The sequence below is a fragment of the Herbiconiux sp. UC225_62 genome (assembly GCF_042694625.1).
GTDB lineage: Bacteria > Actinomycetota > Actinomycetes > Actinomycetales > Microbacteriaceae > Herbiconiux.
Map to the genome: position 1 here is coordinate 3,634,575 of NZ_CP170551.1, position 20,206 is coordinate 3,654,780.

General features: G+C 69.5%; 16 protein-coding genes and 1 pseudogene. 8 read left to right on the plus strand and 9 right to left on the minus strand.

The features are described from left to right. Positions 1 to 22: 22 nt before the first annotated feature. The 3 genes from hisN to aroA are packed head-to-tail and all read right to left on the minus strand — an operon-like array spanning position 23 to position 3,301. Positions 23 to 856 carry a histidinol-phosphatase gene (gene hisN, locus ACFJGU_RS17765; RefSeq protein ID WP_382305213.1) on the minus strand — a complete coding sequence of 278 codons (834 nt, stop codon included), beginning with the start codon at positions 854 to 856 and terminating at the stop codon, positions 23 to 25. A 46-nt stretch (positions 857 to 902) separates the two neighbouring features. Beyond that, the gene (gene rsgA, locus ACFJGU_RS17770) at positions 903 to 1,943 is read right to left on the minus strand and encodes a ribosome small subunit-dependent GTPase A (protein WP_382305216.1); all 1,041 of its coding nucleotides are present in this window, start codon (positions 1,941 to 1,943) and stop codon (positions 903 to 905) included. Further along, a complete protein-coding gene (gene aroA, locus ACFJGU_RS17775) occupies positions 1,940 to 3,301 on the minus strand; it encodes a 3-phosphoshikimate 1-carboxyvinyltransferase (RefSeq protein WP_382305218.1) in 1,362 nt (453 codons plus the stop codon). Before aroA ends, rsgA begins: the two co-directional genes overlap by 4 nt. Positions 3,302 to 3,431: 130 nt before the next feature. Between aroA and ACFJGU_RS17780 the strand changes: the two genes are divergently transcribed. Next, a complete protein-coding gene (locus tag ACFJGU_RS17780) occupies positions 3,432 to 4,028 on the plus strand; it encodes a sigma-70 family RNA polymerase sigma factor (protein ID WP_382310426.1) in 597 nt (198 codons plus the stop codon). Continuing rightward, positions 4,025 to 4,264, plus strand: a complete 240-nt coding sequence (locus tag ACFJGU_RS17785) for a zf-HC2 domain-containing protein (RefSeq protein ID WP_382305219.1) — start codon at positions 4,025 to 4,027, stop codon at positions 4,262 to 4,264. Before ACFJGU_RS17780 ends, ACFJGU_RS17785 begins: the two co-directional genes overlap by 4 nt. A gap of 124 nt (positions 4,265 to 4,388) precedes the next feature. On the opposite strand, the gene ACFJGU_RS17790 is transcribed toward ACFJGU_RS17785, so the two are convergent. Next, complete coding sequence (locus ACFJGU_RS17790; RefSeq protein ID WP_382305221.1) at positions 4,389 to 8,222, minus strand: multifunctional oxoglutarate decarboxylase/oxoglutarate dehydrogenase thiamine pyrophosphate-binding subunit/dihydrolipoyllysine-residue succinyltransferase subunit; 3,834 nt, start codon at positions 8,220 to 8,222, stop codon at positions 4,389 to 4,391. Positions 8,223 to 8,370: 148 nt separating this feature from the next. Between ACFJGU_RS17790 and ACFJGU_RS17795 the strand changes: the two are divergent. The 3 genes and pseudogenes from ACFJGU_RS17795 (at position 8,371) to ACFJGU_RS17805 (ending at position 12,376) form a co-directional block, all read left to right on the plus strand. Next, positions 8,371 to 9,811, plus strand: a pseudogene (locus ACFJGU_RS17795) (GuaB1 family IMP dehydrogenase-related protein). A 149-nt stretch (positions 9,812 to 9,960) separates the two neighbouring features. Next, positions 9,961 to 11,349: a hemolysin family protein gene (locus tag ACFJGU_RS17800; RefSeq protein WP_382310428.1), complete on the plus strand. Its 1,389-nt coding sequence runs from the start codon at positions 9,961 to 9,963 to the stop codon at positions 11,347 to 11,349. Beyond that, on the plus strand, positions 11,342 to 12,376 hold the full coding sequence (locus ACFJGU_RS17805; RefSeq protein WP_382305224.1) for a hemolysin family protein: 1,035 nt from the start codon (positions 11,342 to 11,344) through the stop codon (positions 12,374 to 12,376). The genes ACFJGU_RS17800 and ACFJGU_RS17805 overlap by 8 nt, the downstream gene beginning before the upstream one ends. A gap of 6 nt (positions 12,377 to 12,382) precedes the next feature. Here ACFJGU_RS17805 and ACFJGU_RS17810 read toward each other — a convergent pair whose 3' ends face one another. Next, positions 12,383 to 13,465, minus strand: coding sequence for an NADH:flavin oxidoreductase/NADH oxidase (locus ACFJGU_RS17810; protein WP_382305225.1), 1,083 nt, complete (start codon positions 13,463 to 13,465; stop codon positions 12,383 to 12,385). A gap of 94 nt (positions 13,466 to 13,559) precedes the next feature. Between ACFJGU_RS17810 and ACFJGU_RS17815 the strand changes: the two genes are divergently transcribed. After that, complete coding sequence (locus ACFJGU_RS17815; RefSeq protein ID WP_382305227.1) at positions 13,560 to 14,474, plus strand: NAD(P)H-hydrate dehydratase; 915 nt, start codon at positions 13,560 to 13,562, stop codon at positions 14,472 to 14,474. A 4-nt stretch (positions 14,475 to 14,478) separates the two neighbouring features. Here the strand turns inward: ACFJGU_RS17815 and ACFJGU_RS17820 are convergent, their stop codons facing one another. Next, positions 14,479 to 15,183 (minus strand): YceI family protein, encoded by a 705-nt coding sequence (locus tag ACFJGU_RS17820; RefSeq protein ID WP_382305229.1) that lies wholly within the window; start codon positions 15,181 to 15,183, stop codon positions 14,479 to 14,481. A gap of 130 nt (positions 15,184 to 15,313) precedes the next feature. On the opposite strand from ACFJGU_RS17820, the gene ACFJGU_RS17825 reads away from it, so the two are divergent. Both ACFJGU_RS17825 and ACFJGU_RS17830 read left to right on the plus strand, forming a co-directional pair. Then, positions 15,314 to 16,606, plus strand: a complete 1,293-nt coding sequence (locus ACFJGU_RS17825; protein WP_382305231.1) for a glycosyltransferase 87 family protein — start codon at positions 15,314 to 15,316, stop codon at positions 16,604 to 16,606. Next, positions 16,545 to 16,856, plus strand: coding sequence for an MTH1187 family thiamine-binding protein (locus tag ACFJGU_RS17830; RefSeq protein WP_382305232.1), 312 nt, complete (start codon positions 16,545 to 16,547; stop codon positions 16,854 to 16,856). The genes ACFJGU_RS17825 and ACFJGU_RS17830 overlap by 62 nt, the downstream gene beginning before the upstream one ends. Positions 16,857 to 16,921: 65 nt before the next feature. Here the strand turns inward: ACFJGU_RS17830 and ACFJGU_RS17835 are convergent, their stop codons facing one another. The 3 genes from ACFJGU_RS17835 to ACFJGU_RS17845 are packed head-to-tail and all read right to left on the minus strand — an operon-like array spanning position 16,922 to position 20,069. Next, a complete protein-coding gene (locus ACFJGU_RS17835; protein WP_382305235.1) occupies positions 16,922 to 17,629 on the minus strand; it encodes a response regulator in 708 nt (235 codons plus the stop codon). Positions 17,630 to 17,649: 20 nt separating this feature from the next. Next, complete coding sequence (locus tag ACFJGU_RS17840; RefSeq protein WP_382305237.1) at positions 17,650 to 18,909, minus strand: hypothetical protein; 1,260 nt, start codon at positions 18,907 to 18,909, stop codon at positions 17,650 to 17,652. Then, positions 18,906 to 20,069 (minus strand): sensor histidine kinase, encoded by a 1,164-nt coding sequence (locus ACFJGU_RS17845; RefSeq protein WP_382305239.1) that lies wholly within the window; start codon positions 20,067 to 20,069, stop codon positions 18,906 to 18,908. Before ACFJGU_RS17845 ends, ACFJGU_RS17840 begins: the two co-directional genes overlap by 4 nt. Positions 20,070 to 20,206 lie beyond the last annotated feature (137 nt).

The window sequence follows — 20,206 nt, forward strand, 5'->3', positions numbered from 1 at the left end:
TGGGGGTCATTCGACGGGAGGGTCAATTCGACGGTCGTCGACCGGACACGATCTCGAGCACGTCGTCGTGGAGAAGACCATTCGTCGCCAGGGCGCTCCCGCCCCACGGTCCGTCCTCGCCGTCGGCAGAGCTGAAACGCCCTCCGGCCTCCTGCACGATCGGAACCAGAGCCGCCATGTCGTACGGCTTCAGGTCGAACTCGGTCGCGATCTCGAGCTGCCCCTCCGCCACCAGCATGTACGACCACATCTCGCCGTAGGCCCGGGTGCGCCAGACCGCCCGGGCGAGCGCGGTGAGCTGGTCGAGCCGACCTTCCTCGTCCCAGCCCTTGAAACTGTTGTAGCTGAGCGACGCGTCGGCCAGCTGCGCGATACCCGAGACACGGATGGGTCGAGGCGCCCCGGTGCGGTCGTCGAGCGCATCCGTCGTGAAGGCGCCGAGCCCGGCGGCGCCCCACCAGCGCCGGCCGAGCGCGGGGGAGCTGACGACGCCCACGACGGGCACCCCGTCGACGGCGAGGGCGATGAGGGTCGCCCACACGGGCACACCTCGCATGAAGTTCGCGGTGCCGTCGATCGGGTCGAGGATCCACTGGCGCGGCGACTCCCCGGCGGTACCGAACTCCTCCCCGAAGATGGAGTCATCGGGCCGCGCGGCCGCCAGCTCGGCGCGGATGGCCTGCTCCACGGCGCGATCCGCATCCGTGACCGGGGTACGGTCGGGTTTGGTGACGACGTTCAGGTCGGTGGCACGGAAACGGTCGCGCGAGATCGCGTCGGCCAGATCGGCGAGGCGGAGGGCGAGGGCGAGGTCGTCGGGAGACGCGGAGGCGGGGGAGGCGGCGGGAGCGTTCACCCGTCCAGGCTAGCGGGCGGGGTCGTCGCAGCCGGGCCTTTCCTGCTCAGGCGGTGTGCTCGATGAGCTTCTGCAGCGACTCGATGCGGGCCTTGCCGCTCTCGCCGAGCTCGCCTGCCTCGACGCGGTCGATGATCTCCCAGTCGTGCGCCTCGGTGAGCGGGATGCCGCCCGGGGGCTCGCCCTCGGGCACGCGCGCCGTGGCGGCGAACGATTTGAGGATGTTCGCGGGATCGACGTGTCCGAGCCCGAAGGAACGGACGCCCGGGGTGTCGATGATCCAGCCGGTGCGGCCATCAGGGGCGCGCAACCGGAGGCAGATCGTCGACGACGAGGTGTGGCGCCCGCGCCCGGTGACCGTGTTGACGACACCGGTGGCGCGCGCGGCGCTCGGCACGAGCACGTTCACGAGCGTCGACTTGCCGACACCGGAGTGGCCGACCGTCACGGTGGTGTGGCCGACCAGCAGGTCGGTCAGCTCCTCCACCGGCACGGCATCCTGCGACAGCGTCACGATCCGGAGATCCAGGGCGTCGAATTGGGCCAGCAACGGCGCCGGGTCGGCGAGGTCGGTCTTCGTGACGCAGAGGATCGGCGTGATCCCCGCATCGAAGGCCGCCACGAGGTAGCGGTCGATCAGCCGGGCCCGCGGTTCGGGGTTCGCCGCCGCGACCACGATGAGCATCTGGTCGGCGTTCGCCACGATCACGCGCTCGACGGCATCCGAGTCGTCGGCACTGCGGCGCAGCAGGGTGCTCCGCTCGTGCACGCGCACGACGCGCGACAGCGTGCCCTCCTCGCCGGAGGTGTCTCCCACCAGATCGACCCAGTCGCCGGTGACGATCGGAGTGCGACCGAGTTCGCGCGCCCGAGAGGCGGTGATCTCCCTCTCCTCCGGGGTGTCCTGGTCGATCAGCACCGAGAAGCGGCCTCGGTCGACGGTCATGATGCGCCCGGCTACGGCGTCCTTGTGCTCCGGGCGCGTCTTCGTGCGAGGGCGGTTGCCCTTGGGATTCGGGCGGACGCGGATGGACGACTCGTCGAACTCGTCGTCGTCATCCTCGTCGTCGTCGGCCCACCAGCTCATACGCCACCCGTGAGCATGGCACGCCAGAGTTGCGGGAACTCGGGCATGGTCTTGGACGTGGTGCCGATGTCGTGGACGAGCACTCCCTCGGTGACGAGGCCGATCACCGCGCCGGCGGTGGCCATCCGGTGGTCGGCGTAGCTCGACCAGACACCGCCGTGCAGGGGGCGCGGAGTGATGGCGAGCCCGTCGGGCAGTTCGGTGACCTCTCCGCCGAGCTGGTTGATCTCGGTGGCCAAGGCGGCCAGTCGATCGGTCTCGTGGTGACGGATGTGCCCGATCCCGGTGATCTCGCTCGGCCCGTCGGCCAGCGCGGCGATGGCCACGACCGTGGGAGCGAGTTCGCCGCCCGTACTGAGGTCGAGCGTGACGCCCTGGACGGAGTCGCCCCCGATGACGGTGAGCCGATCGCCGTCCCGTTCCACCGTTGCGCCGAAGAGGGGAAGGATGTCGGCGAGATCGGCTCCGACCTGGGTCGTCTCTTCCGGCCACCCGATAATGGTCACCCGCCCGCCGGTGACGACGGCGGCCGCCAGGAACGGAGCGGCGTTCGAGAGGTCGGGCTCGATCGCGACCTCGGCGCCCGCGATGCTGCCGGGCCGCACCGTCCAGCTGTCGCCGTCGGCGCCCACGGTGACCTCGACGCCGCGGGCGCGCAGGGCGGCGATCGTCATCTCGATGTGAGGCTGGCTCGGCAGCCGTGATCCGGAGTGCTGCAGCGCGAGACCCTCGTCGAAGCGGGCGGCCGCGAGGAGCTGACCGCTGACGAACTGGCTCGACGCGGAGGCATCGATGGTGAGCGCGCCGCCTGCGACCCGCCCTGTGCCGTGCACGGTGAAGGGGAGCGCGGCGCGTCCGTCGTCCCCGATGTCGACGCCCAAGGCGCGCAGCGAGGTGATGGTGGTGGCCATCGGCCGGCGGCGGGCGCCCTCGTCGCCGTCGAACGTGGTCGGGCCGAGCGCCAGCGCGGCGACCGGGGGAAGGAACCGCATGACGGTGCCGGCGAGGCCGGTGTCGATCGTGGTGCTGCCGAGCAGTTCTTCGGCCGGGGTGATCGCGAGATCGGGGCCGAACCGGCCCGCTCCGTCGACCCGAGTGATGGTGGTGCCGAGGGAACGCAGCGCTTCGACCATCAGATCGCTGTCGCGGGAGTGCAGCGGGGCGCGCAGGAGCGAGGGGGAGTCGGCGAGGGCCGAGAGCACGAGCTCGCGGTTGGTGAGCGACTTCGATCCGGGGAGCGAGACGACAGCCTCGACGGGCACGGTGGCGCGCGGCGCGGCCCAGTGCTCCTCGGTGGTCTGGGGCGCGTCGTCGCCGTAGGGGTTGAACTCCGGCTTGGAATATCTCGAAACAGGCATCGGTTATCAGAGTAGTCGGCAGAGAAAACTCCTGGAGGTCATGCGCGTGGTGGCGACTGCAGTGCTCACGAATCCCGTCGAGGTCTCGTTCGGGGTCGATCCGGTGACCCCGGTCGTAGACTTGGGCGTGATGAGCACACCCACTCCCGACCCGCGCGCCCTCTTCGAAGAGCAGGCAATACCGTTCCTCGATCAGCTGTACGGCGCGGCGCTCCGCATGACCCGCAACCCCAGTGACGCTCAGGACCTCGTGCAGGAGACCTTCGTGAAGGCCTTCGCAGCGTTCGCGCAATTCGAGCAGGGCACCAATCTGAAGGCCTGGCTCTACCGCATCCTCACGAACACGTTCATCAACACCTACCGCAAGAAGCAGCGCGATCCCTACCAGGGTTCGACGAGCGACATGGAGGATTGGCAGCTCGGCACCGCGGAGTCGGCCACGGCGAGCCTCTCCAGCCGTTCGGCCGAGGCCGAGGCGATCGATCACCTGCCCGACAGCGACGTCAAAGAGGCGTTGCAGTCGATCCCCGAAGACTTCCGTCTGGCCGTCTACCTGGCCGACGTCGAAGGCTTCTCCTACCAGGAGATTGCCGACATCATGAAGACCCCAGTGGGAACGGTCATGAGTCGCCTGCATCGTGGCCGGCGACTCCTGCGGGGTCTGTTGACCGATTACGCGAAGGAACGCGGCTTGGCCACCGCGACCGTCAAAGGGAGCAAGAAATGACTGACTGCGGCTGCGACAAGGCACGAGCGGAACTCGAAGAGTATCTGCGCAACGAGATCTGCCGAACGGATGCCTCGGAGATCCGCGCGCACCTGGAGACCTGCGAGGGCTGCCAGAGCGAACTCCACATCGGCATCGTGCTCACCCAGACGGTGCAGCGTGCCTGCAAGGAGACGGCTCCCGAGGAGCTCAAGAGCGAGCTCATCGCGCGTCTCCGCACCCTTCAGGTTTTGTAGCCCCGCGTACTGCGGCACCTCTCGGTCGTCCTTCGACGTACCGTCGTCAGGGCACAAGCGAGAAACCTCCCGTTCTCAGGAACTTCAGTCCTGAGAACGGGAGGTTTTTCTGAATACGGGTGGGTCAGCTCAGGGCGCGTGCGATCAGCTGCGCCTGCTCGACCGCGTGGCGCTTGGCGGAGCCGGCCGCGGGGGATGCCGCCGCAGGGCGGGACACGACCGAGATCGTGCGGCCTTCGAGGCGACGGGCGAGCTCCGTGCAGATGAAGGGCCAGGCGCCCTGGTTCTGCGGCTCGTCCTGCACCCACACCAGCTCGGCGTTCGGGTACTGGGCGATGACGGCGTTGATCTCCTCGAGCGGCAGCGGATAGAACTGCTCCACCCGCACCAGCGCGATCGCGTCATTCGGGTTCTTCTGCAGCTCGCTGGCGAGGTCGTAGTAGACCTTGCCCGAGTGCAGCAGCACCTTCGTGACCGCGTTCTTGTCGGTGATGCGCGCATCGTCGATCACGGGCTCGAAGCGGCCGGCCGTGAGGTCCTCGACCGAGCTGGTCGCACCACGCAGCCGCAGCATCGCCTTCGGAGTGAAGACGATGAGGGGTTTGCGCGGGCGGGCGTAGGCCTGGCGGCGCAGCAGGTGGAAATAGGATGCCGGCGTCGACGGACGGGCGACCGTCATGTTGTCCTCGGCGCACATCTGCAGGTACCGCTCGATGCGGGCCGAGGAGTGGTCGGGGCCCTGACCCTCGTAGCCGTGTGGCAGCAGCAGCACGAGGGAGGACCGCTGGCCCCACTTCTGCTCGGCCGAGGAGATGAACTCGTCGATGATGATCTGGGCGCCGTTCGCGAAGTCGCCGAACTGCGCCTCCCAGAGCACCAGGGCATCCGGACGCTCCACGGAGTAGCCGTATTCGAAGCCCATCGCCGCGTACTCGCTGAGCAGCGAGTCGTAGATCCAGAACCGCGCCTGGTTGTCGGCGAGGTTCGCCAGCGGCAGCCACTCCTGGCCGTTCTCACGGTCGTGCAGCACGGCGTGACGCTGCACGAAGGTGCCGCGGCGCGCATCCTGACCGGCCAGGCGCACCGGGGTGCCCTCGACCAGCAACGACCCGAGGGCCAGCAGCTCGCCGAAGGCCCAGTCGATGTTGCCCGAGCGGCTCATCTCCAGCCGCTTCGCGAGGAGCTGCTGCAGCTTCGGGTGCACGCTGAAGCCGGCCGGCGGGTTGTCGAAGGCATCGCCCACGAGGTGGATGGTCGACTCGGCGACCGCGGTGGCGAACGGCGTCTTCGAGCTGTCGTCGCGCTGCGCCTCGGGCCGCTCCAGGTCGGAGACCGCGTTGGTGTCCTCCGTGATGACCGGGATCGAGGAGGTCTGGGCGGCGTGCGTCTCGGCGAAGGCGCGTTCGAGGCGGTCCTGGAAGTCGCGGTGGACGCCCTCGTACTCCTCCTCGGTGATGTCTCCACGGCCGAGGAGTGCCTCGGTGTAGAGCTTGCGCACGCTGCGCTTGGCCTCGATGAGGTTGTACATCAGCGGCTGGGTCATCGAGGGGTCGTCGCCCTCGTTGTGACCGCGGCGACGGTAGCAGATGAGATCGATGAACACGTCGCGGTGGAACTGCTGGCGGTACTCGAAGGCGAGCTGCGCCACGCGCACCACGGACTCCGGGTCGTCGCCGTTCACGTGGAAGATCGGCGCCTGGATGGTCTTCGCCACATCGGTGGAGTACACCGAGGAGCGCGACTCCGACGGGGGAGTCGTGAAGCCCACCTGGTTGTTGATGTTCACGTGGATGGTGCCGCCCGTGCGGTAGCCGCGCAGCTGCGACATCTGCAGGGTCTCCACCACGACGCCCTGGCCTGCCAGGGCGGCGTCGCCGTGGATGAGGATCGGCAGGGTCGAGAAGGTGCCGATGGGCTTGCGGTCCTGCTTCGCGCGGGTGATGCCCTCGAGCACGCCGTCGGCGGCCTCGAGGTGCGAGGGGTTCGCGGCGAGGTACACCGGGATCTCGGTGCCGTCGGAGGCGGTGAAGGTGCCTTCGGTGCCAAGGTGGTACTTCACGTCGCCGGAGCCCTGGACGGTGCGCGGGTCCTGCGTGCCCTCGAACTCGCGGAAGATCTGCCCGTAGGTCTTGCCGGCGATGTTCGTGAGCACGTTCAGGCGACCACGGTGCGCCATCCCGATCGCGACCTCGTCGAGGCCCTCCTCGGCGGCACCCTGGATGATGCGGTCCAGCAACGCGATGGTCGACTCGCCGCCCTCGAGCGAGAAGCGCTTCTGGCCGACGTACTTGGTCTGCAGGAAGGTCTCGAAGGCCTCGGCCTCGTTGAGCTTCTCCAGGATGCGCATCTGCTCGTCGTGGCCGGGCTTCGCGTAGGGACGCTCCACCTTCTCCTGGATCCAGCGGCGCTGCGCGGGATCCTGGATGTGCATGTACTCGATGCCGATCTTGCGGCAGTAGGAGTCACGCAGCACGCCCAGGATGTCGCGCAGGTAGGCCTGGCGGGCGAGACCGAACTCGCCCGTCACGAACTCGCGGTCGAGATCCCAGAACGTCAGACCGTGCGTGGCGATGTCGAGGTCGGGGTGCGAGCGCTGGCGGTACTCGAGCGGGTCGATGTCGGCCATCAGGTGCCCGCGCACCCGGAAGGCGTTGATGAGCTCCTGCACGCGCGCCGTCTTGTCGATGGCGCTGGCCTCGTCGACGCTGATGTCGGCGGCCCAGTGGATCGGCTCGTAGGGGATGCGCAGCTCGGCGAAGATGTTCTCGTAGAAGTTGCGCTGCCCGAGCAGCAGCTCGTGCACCTTCTTGAGGAACTCGCCCGAGCCTGCGCCCTGGATGACGCGGTGGTCGTAGGTGGAGGTGAGGGTGATGACCTTGCCGATGCCGAGGTCGCTCAGCACCTTCGGCGAGGCGCCCTGGAACTCCGCGGGGTACTCGAGGGCGCCGGCGCCGATGATCGCGCCCTGGCCCTTCATGAGGCGCGGCACCGAGTGCACGGTGCCGATGCCGCCGGGGTTGGTGAGGGAGATCGTGGTGCCCTGGAAGTCGGTGGCGGTGAGCTTGTTGGCCCGGGCCCGCTGCACGAGGTCTTCGTAGGCCGCGAGGAACTCGTTGAAGCCCATGGTGTCGGCGCGCTTGATGCCGGGCACCAGGAGGGCGCGCGAGCCGTCGGGCTTCGGCAGGTCGATCGCGATGCCGAGACCGATGTGGGCGGGGGCGACGACCGAGGGCTTGCCGTCGACCTCTTCGTAGTAGACGTTCTGGCTCGGGAACTCCTTGAGCGCTTGAACGAGGGCCCACCCTATGAGGTGGGTGAACGAGACCTTGCCGCCGCGCGAGCGGCGCAGGTGGTTGTTGATGACGATGCGGTTGTCGATGAGGAGCTTCGCCGGGATGGAGCGCACGCTGGTCGCGGTGGGCACCGTGAGACTGGCGTCCATGTTGGTGGCCAGCGACTTCGACATGCCGCGGAGCGGGGTGACGGTGTCCTTCTCGGCGTCCTCGGCGGCATCCTTCGCCGCTTCCTCCGGGGTCACCGGCCGGGCGCTCGGCGCCTCGGCGGGGATGGGCTGGGGCTTCGCCTCGATGCTCGTGGTGCGCGCGATCGGCTGCGTCACCGGGCGGGACTCCGCGCCGGAGGCGTCGGCGATCTGCTGCGACTCGGTGCCCTCGGTGGGCGCCGTCGCCGCCGCGGCAGCGGGAGCGGTGGAAGCAGGTGCCGCGGGAGCGGCTTCTGTGGGAGCGGATGCCGCGGGCGGCGTCACGCCCTCGGCCGGAGCCCCGCTGCCGCCGGAGACGTGGGAGCGGTAGCTCTCCAGCACCGGCCACCACGACTTGTCGACCGAGTTCTTGTCGGCGACGTACTGTTCATACAGCTCGTCGACGAGCCACTCGTTCGCCCCGAATTCCGCCGATGTTCCGTCATCGGTGCTCGTACCCGTCAATTGGCTAGCCAAAGCCGATCGCCCACTCTCCGTTTGCCTCGTACTGGGCACGTGCCGGTGTCTGCTGCGCTGCTTGTTCACGCGTGGACACGTGCATCCTCAAGCCTAATCCTTTCCGGCGCGTGCTCTGCTCATCACTCGTCGGGGTTAGCGTTGGCGCATGGAGTTCTCTGGCGAGGCCGGTCGCACCGACCTGACATATTCCGACGTCTTCCTCATCCCGTCGCGGTCCGCCGTGACCAGCAGGCTCGACGTGTCACTGGCCCCGAGCGACGGCACGGGGGGCGTCGATCCCCATCGTCTCGGCGAACATGAACTCGGTCACCGGGCCGCGGCTCGCCGCCACCCTGGCTCGCCGCGGCGGTCTCGGCGTGCTGCCGCAGGACATGCACCTGCAAGACCTGGATGCCGCCATCCGTTGGGTGAAGGACCAGCCCGTCGACTTCGACACGCCCTTCGACTTCCGTCCTCACGACACGGTCGAGGTGGCGCTCAAGTCGGTGGCGGCGGTGGCCGGTCACGGCCTCGTGCTGCACGACGACGACGGCACCTTCGTGGGCTGCATCCCCGCGGCGCGCCTGGCCACGGCCTTGCCGGACGCGCAACTCGGCGACCTGGTGCACGGCGCACTCACCTCCCTCTCGGCCGACGACGTGGCCGGTCCCCGCGAGGCCTTCGACGCCATGGTGGCCGCGGACATCGACTTCGCCCCGGTGATGCGGCACGGCGCGGTGGTGGGCACCCTGAGCCGCACCAGCGCCTTGCGTTCCACGATCTACCAGCCGGCGGTGGATGCGCACGGGCGGCTGCGGGTCGCCGCGGCGGTCGGCATCAACGGCGACGTCGTCACGAAGGCGCGTGCCCTCGTGGCCGCCGGGGTGGACGTGCTCGTGGTCGACACGGCGCACGGGCACCAGGAGGGGATGTTGCAGGCCCTCCACGCGCTGAAGCAGGCGAAGATCGGCGTCCCGATCGCCGCCGGCAACGTGGTGACGGCGCGGGCCGTGGCCGACCTCGTCGACGCGGGAGCCGACATCCTGAAGGTCGGCGTCGGACCGGGGGCCATGTGCACGACGCGCATGATGACCGCGGTCGGCCGCCCTCAGTTCTCGGCCGTGCTCGAGACGGCAGCCGCGGCGCGCGAACTCGGCGCGCACGTCTGGGCCGACGGGGGAGTGCGGTATCCGCGCGACGTGGCGCTCGCCCTCGCGGCCGGAGCCTCGTCGGTGATGATCGGATCCTGGTTCGCCGGCACCCTCGAAGCGCCCGGAACCCTCGACCGCGACGCCGAGGGCCGTCTCTACAAGGAGAGTTGGGGGATGGCGTCGACCAAGGCCGTGCAGGAGCGGTTCGGCCGCCTGGACGCCTACGAGCTCGCCCGCAAGACGTTGTTCGCCGAGGGCATCTCCTCGAGCCGCATCTACCTCGATCCGCTGCGGCCCTCCATCGAGGACCTGCTCGACATGATCACCTCCGGGGTGCGCAGCTCCTTCACCTACGCCGGGGCCTCGACGCTGGCCGAGTTCCACGACCGGGCGCGGGTGGGCATCCAGTCGGCCGCGGGCTACGAAGAGGGGAAAGCGCTGCCGGTCAGCTGGTGAGCGCTCTGCTCCGCCCTGTATAATCGCACGGACAATGGACGACCCTCCCTCTGCCCATCATCATCCGTCACCGATCATGATCGAATGCGATCGACTCCTCTGCGCCGGCCGATGCGCGACCGGGGGCCCCCGTGGCCTTTGAGTTGATCATGCTGGGAGTCGGCATCCTGCTGACCATCGGCACCGGCTTCTTCGTCGCCTCCGAGTTCTCGCTGGTCAACCTCGACCGCTCCGATCTCGAGGCGCGCACCGAACGCGGCGAGAAGGGGCTGCAGCCTGCCATCACGGCACTGAAGCACACCTCGACGCACCTCTCCAGTGCACAGCTCGGCATCACGCTGACCACCCTGCTCACCGGTTACACCATGGAACCGGCGATCTCGAGCCTGCTGCGCGATCCGCTGATGGCCATCGGCATCCCCGAGTCGGTGGTGCCGCCGATCAGCGCCACCATCGGCATCGTCATCGCCACGCTGCTGTCGATGATCGTCGGCGAACTGGTGCCCAAGAACTTCGCCCTCGCCCTGCCGCTGAAGACGGCCCGCGTCGTCGTGCCCTTCCAGCTGGCGTTCACGATGGTGTTCAAGCCCGCGGTCGCGTTGCTGAACAACACGGCCAATGCGCTTCTGCGCCTGGTCGGGATCGAGCCGAAGGAAGAGCTGTCCGGTGCCCGTACGGCCGAGGAGCTCTCCTCGCTGGTGCGCCGCTCGGCCCTCCAGGGCAGCCTCGACGAAGACACGGCGACGCTGCTGAACCGCACACTGCTGTTCTCCTCGCACACGGCGGCGGATGCGATGACCCCGCGACCCCGGATCGCGAGCGTCAAGCGCAGCGACTCCGCCGTGGCCGTGCTGGACCTCGCCCGCTCGACCGGGCATTCCCGCTTCCCGGTCATCGACGAGGACATCGACGACGTGGTGGGGCTGGTGCACGTGAAGCAGGCCGTGGCCATCCCGCGCGAACGCCGCGCGGAGGTGCCGGTCGCGGCGATCCTCACGGACACCGTGCGGGTTCCGGAGACCATGATGCTCGACGTTCTGCTCGGCGAACTGCGCGGCCGCGGGTACCAGATGGCCGTCGTGGTCGACGAGTACGGCGGAACCGCCGGTGTCGTGACACTCGAAGACCTGGTCGAGGAGCTCGTGGGCGATCTCGCCGACGAGCACGACCGCACCCGGGCGGGCGTCGTGCGCTCGCGCGGCGCGACCACCTTCCCCGGCATGCTGCGGCCCGATGAGCTGGCCGATCAGGCCGGCATCCGGGTGCCCGAGGACGGCCCGTACGAGACGGTCGCCGGCTTCGTGATGAGCGAGCTCGGCCGATTGCCCGTCGTGGGCGACACGGTTTCGCTGCCGGAGGGCGCGCTGCGGGTGGAGCGACTCGACGGCCGCCGAATCGACCGGCTGCGCTTCATCCCGTCGCCGGATGCCGCGGAGCTGAGCGCCGAAGAGGCCGCACCCGGCCGACTCGCCGACGAGTCGACCCGGCCCGCCGACCGAGAACGCGATGACGAGCGGAAGGAGGCGACCCGTGGCTGATTGGCTCGGAATCGTCTGGCTCATCGTGCTCCTGGCCGGTAACGCCTTCTTCGTCGCGGCGGAGTTCGCCGTCATCTCCGCGCGTCGCTCGCAGATCGAGCCGCTCGCCGAACAGGGTCGGTCCAGCGCGAAGACCGCGCTGTGGGCGATGGAGCACGCCACGCTCATGCTGGCCACCAGCCAGTTGGGCATCACCGTGTGCTCGCTGCTCATCCTGAACGTGTCGGAACCGGCCATCCACCACCTCCTGGAGGTGCCGCTGCACCTGACGGGGCTGCCGGAAGAGGTCATCGGCACGATCGCGTTCATCATCACGCTCGTGCTCGTCTCGTTCCTGCACGTCGTGTTCGGCGAGATGGTGCCGAAGAACCTGTCGTTCTCGATGCCCGACCGGGCCGTGCTGCTGCTCGCGCCGCCGCTCGTGGGGATCGCGCGCATCTTCAAGTTCATCATCGTGGCCCTCAACTCCACGGCCAACGGCGTGCTGCGGTTGTTCCGGGTGGAACCCAAGAGCGAGGCGGCCAGTGCCTTCACGCTCGACGAGGTGTCGACCATCGTGGCGCAGTCGACGAAGGAGGGCGTGCTCTCCGACCGCACCGGAACGCTCTCGGCCGCGTTCGAGTTCACCGCGAAGACCGTGTCGGAGGTCGCGGTGCCGCTCGAATCGCTGATCAGTCTCCCGGCCTCGGCGACTCCCGCCGACGTGGAGCGGGCGGTGGCGAAGTACGGCTTCTCACGCTACGTCGTGCTCGACGGCGAAGGGCTGCCGGCCGGGTACGTGCACCTGAAGGACGTGATCGACCTCGACGACGACGAGTTCGACGATCCCATCCCGGCCAAGCGCATCCGTCAGCTGCCGTCGATCTTCGAGAAGACCGACCTGGAGGATGCGCTCGCCTCGATGCGGCGCACGGGCGCGCACCTGGCCCGTTCGTTCACCGAGTCGGGCCTCACCAAGGGCGTGCTCTTCCTCGAGGACATCATCGAGGAGCTCGTGGGCGAGGTGCAGGACGCCACCCGGCGGTAGACCCGGTCACCGCCACTGGGCACGGAGGTACTGCGGCGGCCAGTAGTCGATCTCCTCGCCGAGGGCGTGCGCGGCCCGCAGGGGGAAGTGCGGGTCGCGCAGCAGTTCGCGGCCGAGCATGACCGCGTCGGCCCGGCCGCTCGCGACCACGTCCTCGGCCTCCTCGGGGGTGGTGATCAGGCCGACCGCGGAGACGCGCACGCCGGCCTGCGACTTCACCTCCGAGGCGAAGGGCACCTGGTAGAGCGGGCCGAGTGGGATGCGTGCTCCGGCCACGTTGCCACCGCTCGACACGTCGAACACGTCGGCGCCGGCATCCCGGGCCCACCCGGCCACCACGGCGGTCTGCTCCTCGTTCCAGCCGCCCTCCGTCCAGTCGGTCGCCGAGAACCGCACGAACAGGGGCAGGTCCTCGCCGATCTCCGATCGCACCGCACGCACCGTCTCGAGCAGAAGGCGCGCCCGGTTCTCCAGGGATCCGCCGTACTCGTCGGTGCGCACGTTCGACAGCGGCGAGAGGAACTGGTGCAGAAGGTAGCCGTGCGCGGCGTGCAGCTCGAGCACGGCGAATCCGGCGTCGACGGCCCGTCGAGCGGCCGCTGCGAACGACTCGGCCACGCCATGGATCTCCTCGACCGTGAGGGCGCGCGGCTCGGCGTAGTCGCCGAACGCGAGTGCCGACGGTCCGACGGTCGGCCAGCCGCCCTCGTCGGCGGGAACCGTGCCCTTCCGGCTCTCCCAGGGCCGGAAGGTCGACGCCTTGCGGCCGGCGTGGGCGAGCTGGATGCCCGGAATCGCTCCCTGCGAGCGGATGAACGCGGTGATGCGGGCGAACGCGTCGCGCTGATCGTCGTTCCAGAGTCCGAGGTCCTGCGGCGCGATCCGCCCCTCGGGACTCACCGCGGTCGCCTCGGTGAACACCAGGCCGGCGCCGCCCGTCGCGAAGGAGCCGAGGTGCACGAGATGCCAGTCGGTGGGCACGCCGTCGCGTCGGTCGGCGGAGTACTGGCACATCGGTGCCACCCAGATGCGGTTGCGGACGGTGACCGAGCGGATGTCGAGGGGGGCGAAGAGCGCAGAGGAGGGCACGGACGACCTTTCACGGAGGGTGTTCGGCAGACCGTCGCCGACTCTTCGATTATCCCCCCGTGCACCGGCGCCCCGGCGTCCTATCGTGGACAGCATGACGACGGATGCGCACGACACCACCGACGACTCCACCGGCTCCCCGTGGCGGCACTGGACCGAACTCGACGCGGCACGCTGCGTCGTGGTGCCCGGGGCGGCCGACGACAAGTACTCCCGCGGCGTGCTCGGCATGGTCACCGGCTCGGCCGAGTTCCCCGGGGCGGCCGTTCTCGGTGTCGAGGCCGCCGTGCGGACGGGGCTCGGGATGGTCCGGTACCTCGGCCCTGGCCGACCGAGCCGGCTCGTGCTGCAGGCGCGCCCCGAGGTGGTGACGGTGTCGGGCCGCGTCCAGGCCTGGCTGATCGGGTCGGGGATGAACGCGTCCACCCGCGGCTCCGCCGCCGCGCAGCTACTCGACCATGCGCTCGACGACGGCGTTCCGCTCGTGGTGGACGCGGGCGCCCTCGACCTGAGCGACCGCATCGGCACCCGGGCCGTGCTCACCCCGCACGCGGGGGAGCTGGCGACCCTGCTGACGGCCCGCGGAACGGAGGTGGACCGCGCGACGATCTCGGCGCATCCGGAGCACTGGGCCGCCGTCGCCGCCGACACGACGGGGCACGTCGTGCTGCTCAAAGGACGCGTGACCCACATCTGCGCGCCGGCGCGCGACGGTGAGGCTCGCGTCGCGGTGCGTGTCGAGGCGCCGTCGAGCTGGGCGGCGACGGCCGGCTCGGGCGATGTGCTCGGCGGCATCGTCGGCGCGATCGTCGCCACCAACGCGGCCGGTCTGCAGGGTCTCGACGACGCGGCGACGGCGGAGCGGCTCGTCGGTCTCGCGGCGACCGGCGCCTACGTTCACGCCTGGGCCGCCGAACGGGCGTCCGACCAGGGGCCGATCGCGGCGCTCGACATCGCCCACGCGGTGCCGCGTGTCATCGCGCGGCTGGCCAGCGGCATCCGCGCCTAGCGGATCAGCCGGCGGGCGAGGCCACGAGGTCGACGTCGATGTACGCCGTGTCATCGAGGTCGAGCACCCCGAGATCGGGAACCTCGATGCCGTACGACGCGAGATCGACCGGGATGCTGCCGGTCAGCACCCCGGAGTCGCCGTCGAACGCGAGCGACACCTCAGCCCGCACGGGGTTGGTGATCCCCCGTACCGTCAGGGCCCCGACGATGGAGACGGTGCGCGGCTCGGGCTCCGTGCCGTCGGCAGCGTCGATCGCCTCGCCGAGGTCCACCGGCTCCGTGAGCACGAAGGAGGCCGTGGACCCGCCGCCGGCCAGGATGAGGGATTGCAGCACCACATCCAGCTGACCGCGGTCGCTGTCGAGGGTCGAGAGATCGACCATGAACTCGGCGTCGGTCAGTCGGTCGCCGTTCATCATGATGACGCCGGAGAGGTCGGAGGTCTCGCCGCTCACCTCGTCGTCGCCCGAGGAGATGCGGTAGCCGACCGTGGAAGCGGGGTCGAGGTGCCAGGTCTGCGACTCGTCGCGGGAGCCGTCGCCGGTCTGTCCGGGCGAATCGAAGACCGTGGGCACGACCTGCTGCATCGAGGCACTCGGGTCGAGGGTGACGCTGCGGCTCACGATGGGCAGCGCGACGACCGCCACGACGCCGACGGCGGCGACACCCGCCACGAGGGCGAGGGCGTACTTGGCTGTGGTGTTCACGGGTCGTCTTCCGGCTCGGGTCTGAGGTCACAGTCAAGCAAGTGAAAGTGTTCGGTGGCTGAGAGCACGCGGAGCGGCACCTGAATCATTCGTCACCGTCCTTTCAGAAAGCTCAGAATAGGATCGACGCGTGCTGATACGCGTACGACGACTCGCGGCCAGGCCTGTCGTCCTCTGGGCCGCATTCCTCGCCACTCATCTGTGGCTCGGGTATGTGGGCCTGACCCATCCGAATCTCCCCTTCGGGGACGTCACGAACGTGTACCTGCCGTGGGTGCAGCAGTCGCTCGACGGATTCCGGCTCGGGATCGACGGGCCGTGGGTCTATCCGATCCTCGCGTTCCTGCCGATGCTCGCCTCGATGGTGCTCGGCCCCGGCCTCTACGGCATCGGCTGGATGATCATGGTCACCATCGCGAACGCGGCCATCTTCGCGTTCCTGATCACCCGCAGCCGGCCGGGAACCACCGACGGCGAGCTCCGGCTCACGGCTGCCTGGTGGTGGCTGGCCTTCCTCCTGCTCCTCGGGCCGGTGTCGGTGGGCCGGATCGACATCTTCACCGTCGATCTCGTGATCGCCGGTCTTCTCGTCATCCGCAACCGTCCGGCGCTGGCCGGAGTGCTGCTCGGCCTCGCGACCTGGGTCAAGGTGTGGCCGGCCGCGCTGATCGCCGCCGGCATCATCGCGATGCGCCGCCGGCTCCGGGTGGCCGTGGGTGCCGTGATCACCCTCGTCGGCGTCGCCGCCGGTGCGCTGGCCTTCGGCGCCGGGATGAACGCCTTCAGCTTCGTGAGCGAGCAGACCGGCCGTGGCATGCAGGTCGAGTCGCCCGCCTCGAGTCTGTGGATGTGGCTCGCCTTCGCGGGCGACCACTCGCGCGTCTACTACGACCACGAGATCCTCACGTTCCAGGTGACCGGGCCGGGGAGCGCACTCGCCGCCAAGCTGATGACGCCGTTGCTCGTGGTGGCGGTCGCCGCCATCCTCGTGCTCGCCTTCTTCGTCGTGCGTTCCGGGGCCGCGTCGACCGTGGTGCTGCCGCCGCTCGCGCTCGCTCTGGTGACCGCACTGATCGTCTTCAACAAGGTGGGGTCGCCGCAGTTCATGGTGTGGCTCTCCGCGCCGATCATCCTCGGCATCGTCACCCAGGGGCGGCGCTTCTTCGTGCCCGCGATCACGGCTTTCGTGATGGCGGGGCTCACCCAGATCATCTATCCGATCGCCTACGACGAGGTGCTCGGCCTCGACCCGCTGATGCTCACGGTGCTCACCCTGCGCAACCTCTTGACGGTGGGCCTCCTCGTGCTCGCCGTGATGATGCTGTGGCAGAGTAGGAAGACATCGAGAGAGGTGGACGACGATGCTGGTGGCCTTTTCCGTAGCACCTTCCGGGGGACCGTCGCCGGACGCCAGCGTCCATGACGCGGTCGCCGCGGCCGTGGCCGTGGTGCGCGCCTCGGGACTGCCGAACTCCACCGACTCGATGTTCACCACGATCGAGGGGGAGTGGGACGAGGTCTTCGACGTCGTGAAGCGGGCCACCGAAGCCGTGCAGGCCTTCGGCCCGCGCGTCTCCCTCGTGCTGAAGGCCGACATCCGGCCCGGTCACACCGGAGAACTCACCGGCAAGGTGGAGCGGCTGGAAGCCGCCCTGGAGCGGCGCGACTCGTAGGTCCGTCCCAGGGCCGCTCAACCGGGCAGGGACTCAACCGGGCAGGGACTCAGCTGGGCAGGGACTCAGCTGGGCAGCACGTCGTCTTCGAAGGTGTCGGCGGTCTGGTTGCCGAAGTACTCGTCACGCGGGAGCAGGCCGTCCTGGATGGCGCGCTTGCGCAGGGCCACCTTGGTGCCCACGTCGATGCCCACCAGCCGGTACTTCTCGCGGATGCGCTTGAGGTACGACTTGGCCGTCTCCTCGGAGATGTCGAGAGCCTTCGCCACCTGTTTCACCGGCTCGCCGCCGCCGTAGAGCGCCATCACACGGCGTTCCTGGGCCGAGAGCCGAGGCGAGGACTCCAGGTCGTCGGCGGCGAGGGCGAGGTCGAGCTCGGTGGAGATGAAGCTGTCTCCGGCGGAGGCGGCTCGGATGGCCTCCACGATCATGTCGGCCTCCTCGCTCTTCACCAGGTAGCCGAGTGCGCCGGCGGCGATCGCCTCGCGCACCACGACCGGCTCGGAGTAGGTGCTCATCAACACGGTCTTCACACCGGCGGACTTGAGTGCCCGCAGCTTGACCGAGACGGGCAGATTGTCCTTCAGATCGAGATCGAGCAGCACCACGTCGACCGGGAACTCCGGATGCGTCAGCAGATCGGGCCAGGTGGTCACCGCCGCCACCATGCTGATGTCGTTGGCGGCTCCGCGAATCCATTCGGTCAAGGCACCGAGCAGCATGCGGTGGTCGTCGACGATGGCCAGACGGATCGGTTCGCGGGTGATCGTCACCTGTTCTCCTTTCGTCCGGATCACCGTGAGGCATCCGGAACGACAACATGGGCGTCGACAGCGATCCGCAGACGGCCGGCACGCGCATCCACCGAGTACTGACCGACACGGGAAAGAGCCGACCAGACAGCCGGGTCGATGCGGCGCCGAGGTATCCCGCCGACCGACATCACTATCGGTAGGCCCATCCTATCGTCAGCCGTCGATCTGCTCGGAACACCCTGACCGTCCACCGACAGATCGATGGTGGGATTCCAGCGGCCGGATTCGTCGACGATGAGCCAGATGGCCGACAGCAACCCGTCGCGCTGCACCGGCTCGAGGTAGCCCGCGAGACCGCCCGGATCGCTCAGGGTCACGGCGGGCGCGAGGTACTCCGACTCGGTGATCGCGTGGTGCAGCCAGGTCTCGCGGCGGCCCGCGACGAGGGTGCGCCGCAGGTCGGTGGCGAGCGACGACGCCGTCGACGCGAGGTCGCGCTCGAGCGGGAGGTCGACGCGGCCGGTCGCGACGTCCTGCAGCAGTTCCTCGGCGGCGAGGTCGAGGCGGGCGAGCTCGGCGGAGGCGAGCAGGCCCAGGCCGAAGCGGGGAGCGTCGATGGTGCTCTCGATCACGGTGCGGTCGAGTTCGCGCTGCACCAGTTGGCCGAACGACCGCACGATGACGATGCCGGCGAAGGCGGGCATCACGGTGAGCACGAGCTGTGCGAAGCCGAAGGCCGCGGCATCCGGATCGCCGATCGCCTGCCAGGCCAGGAAGGCCAAAGAGATCACCGCGAGCGCGAGCGTGGAGACGAAGACCGACCCGAGCGGGCGGAAGGTCACGCAGGCCAGCAGCGTCGCGCCCACCCCGATGCCGATGGTGAGATAGCTCGCCGGATCGTCGGCGAGGAACAGCGCGGTGTAGTCCATGCCGAGGGCGACGGCGTCGACCACGAGCAGGGAACGGAAGGCCCAGGGGGCGAGTACACCGCGGCTCCGCCGGGCCATCAGCACGGCCGTCACGAAGGCGCCGATGACGATGAGCCAGGCCACGAGGGTCAGCAGCCGCCAGTCGTTGGCCGCCCACGTCCAGGCGAAGGACACCAGGCCCCGCACGAGCAGCATCGCGCCGACGATGACAGCGCCGACGCCGAGGTAGCCGAGGCCCAGCCGCGAGTCGCGCTCGATGTCCTGCCGCACCGCGTCGACCGCGCGGGGACCGATGCGGCGGGCGCGCACGAGCTGGGTGAGCATGCCGTCGTCGGGCGTGCGGGCGCGACCGCGACCCGTGCCGCTCATTTGGGCACCTCCAGCACCACGGTGGTCCCCGACCCGGGCGCGGAGAACAGGCGCACTTTGCCGCCGACGTCGCGGATGCGCGCGATCACCGACTCGGCCAGCCCCAGCCGTCCGACGTCGACGGCCTCGAGGTCGAAACCGACGCCCGAGTCGGTGACCATGGCGCGCACGGTCAGGTCGTCCTGCGTGATGGTGACGTCGGCCGAGCCCACCTCGGCGTGCCGGCGCACGTTCTCGAGGCATTCGGAGAGCGAGAGCAGGAAGGCGTCGAGCACGTGGCTCGGGAGGAGGATCTGCCCGGCCCCGTGCCACGCGACCTGGAGACCCATCCGACCGAAGCGCTGCTTGACCGACTCGAGCGTGTGGCCGAGATCGCCGGTCTCCACGGGCTCGAGGGTGTACCCGCCCGAGGAGCGGGGCATCGGGGTGCCGCCGAGTCGGAGCTGGCGGAGCAGGCGCGCATCCTCGCCCGCCTGATTGCGCAGCGCATCCGGGTTGACCCCGATGCCGGAGTGGGCGAGCAGCGTGAGCGTGGCGAGCACGGTGTCGTGCAGGAGCCGCGCGCCCTGGCGGCGCTGCGCCTCCATCTCGCTGGCCTGGCGCTCCACGGCGTGGGCGCGGCCGAGCCGGGCCATGCCGCCGAAAGCGCGGCGGAGGCTGGCCGAGATCCAGGCCGCCGCGATGAAGAGCGAGATCCAGCCCACCGCGAGGGCCAGGATGACCACGGCCGCCCGTCCGGAGGGCCAGGTGGCGAGCGTCGTGAGGACGAGCACCGGCACGTAACCCGCCAGCACCAGGAGGTGCAGGCGGGTCGACGTGGCGATCGTGGCGATGAGGGAGGGCACGGCCGTCGCCGCGAAGAAGGTGATCCCGCTGGCGGTCGGGGCGTCGACGGGCGGGGTGCCGGGAAGCAGGAACGCGGCCAGTGCCGCCAGAGCCAGCAGATAGGTCACCGCCGGCCAGAGCAGCGAGCGGGATGCGCCGATGAGGTAGAACCCGACGCCGGTGACCACCATGAGCACCAGGCTCGGTGCGAACCCCGCGACCTGTTCGAGGTTCGGAACCGCGACCGTCAGCACGGCGGCACCCGTGAACATCATGCCCAGATTGCGCGCGGAACGGGTGAGCAGCTTGCGGCGTTCGCGGTCCGTTCTGGGCATCAGACCTCCTGGAGACCGGCGGGTCGAGGACTCCATCGACGGCGCAGCGACACAGTGTGCATGATACCGCGAGCGCGTACCCCCTGAACTGGGGAGCGTGAATATCGACAGCTGTCGCTAACCTCGAAGAAGATCCT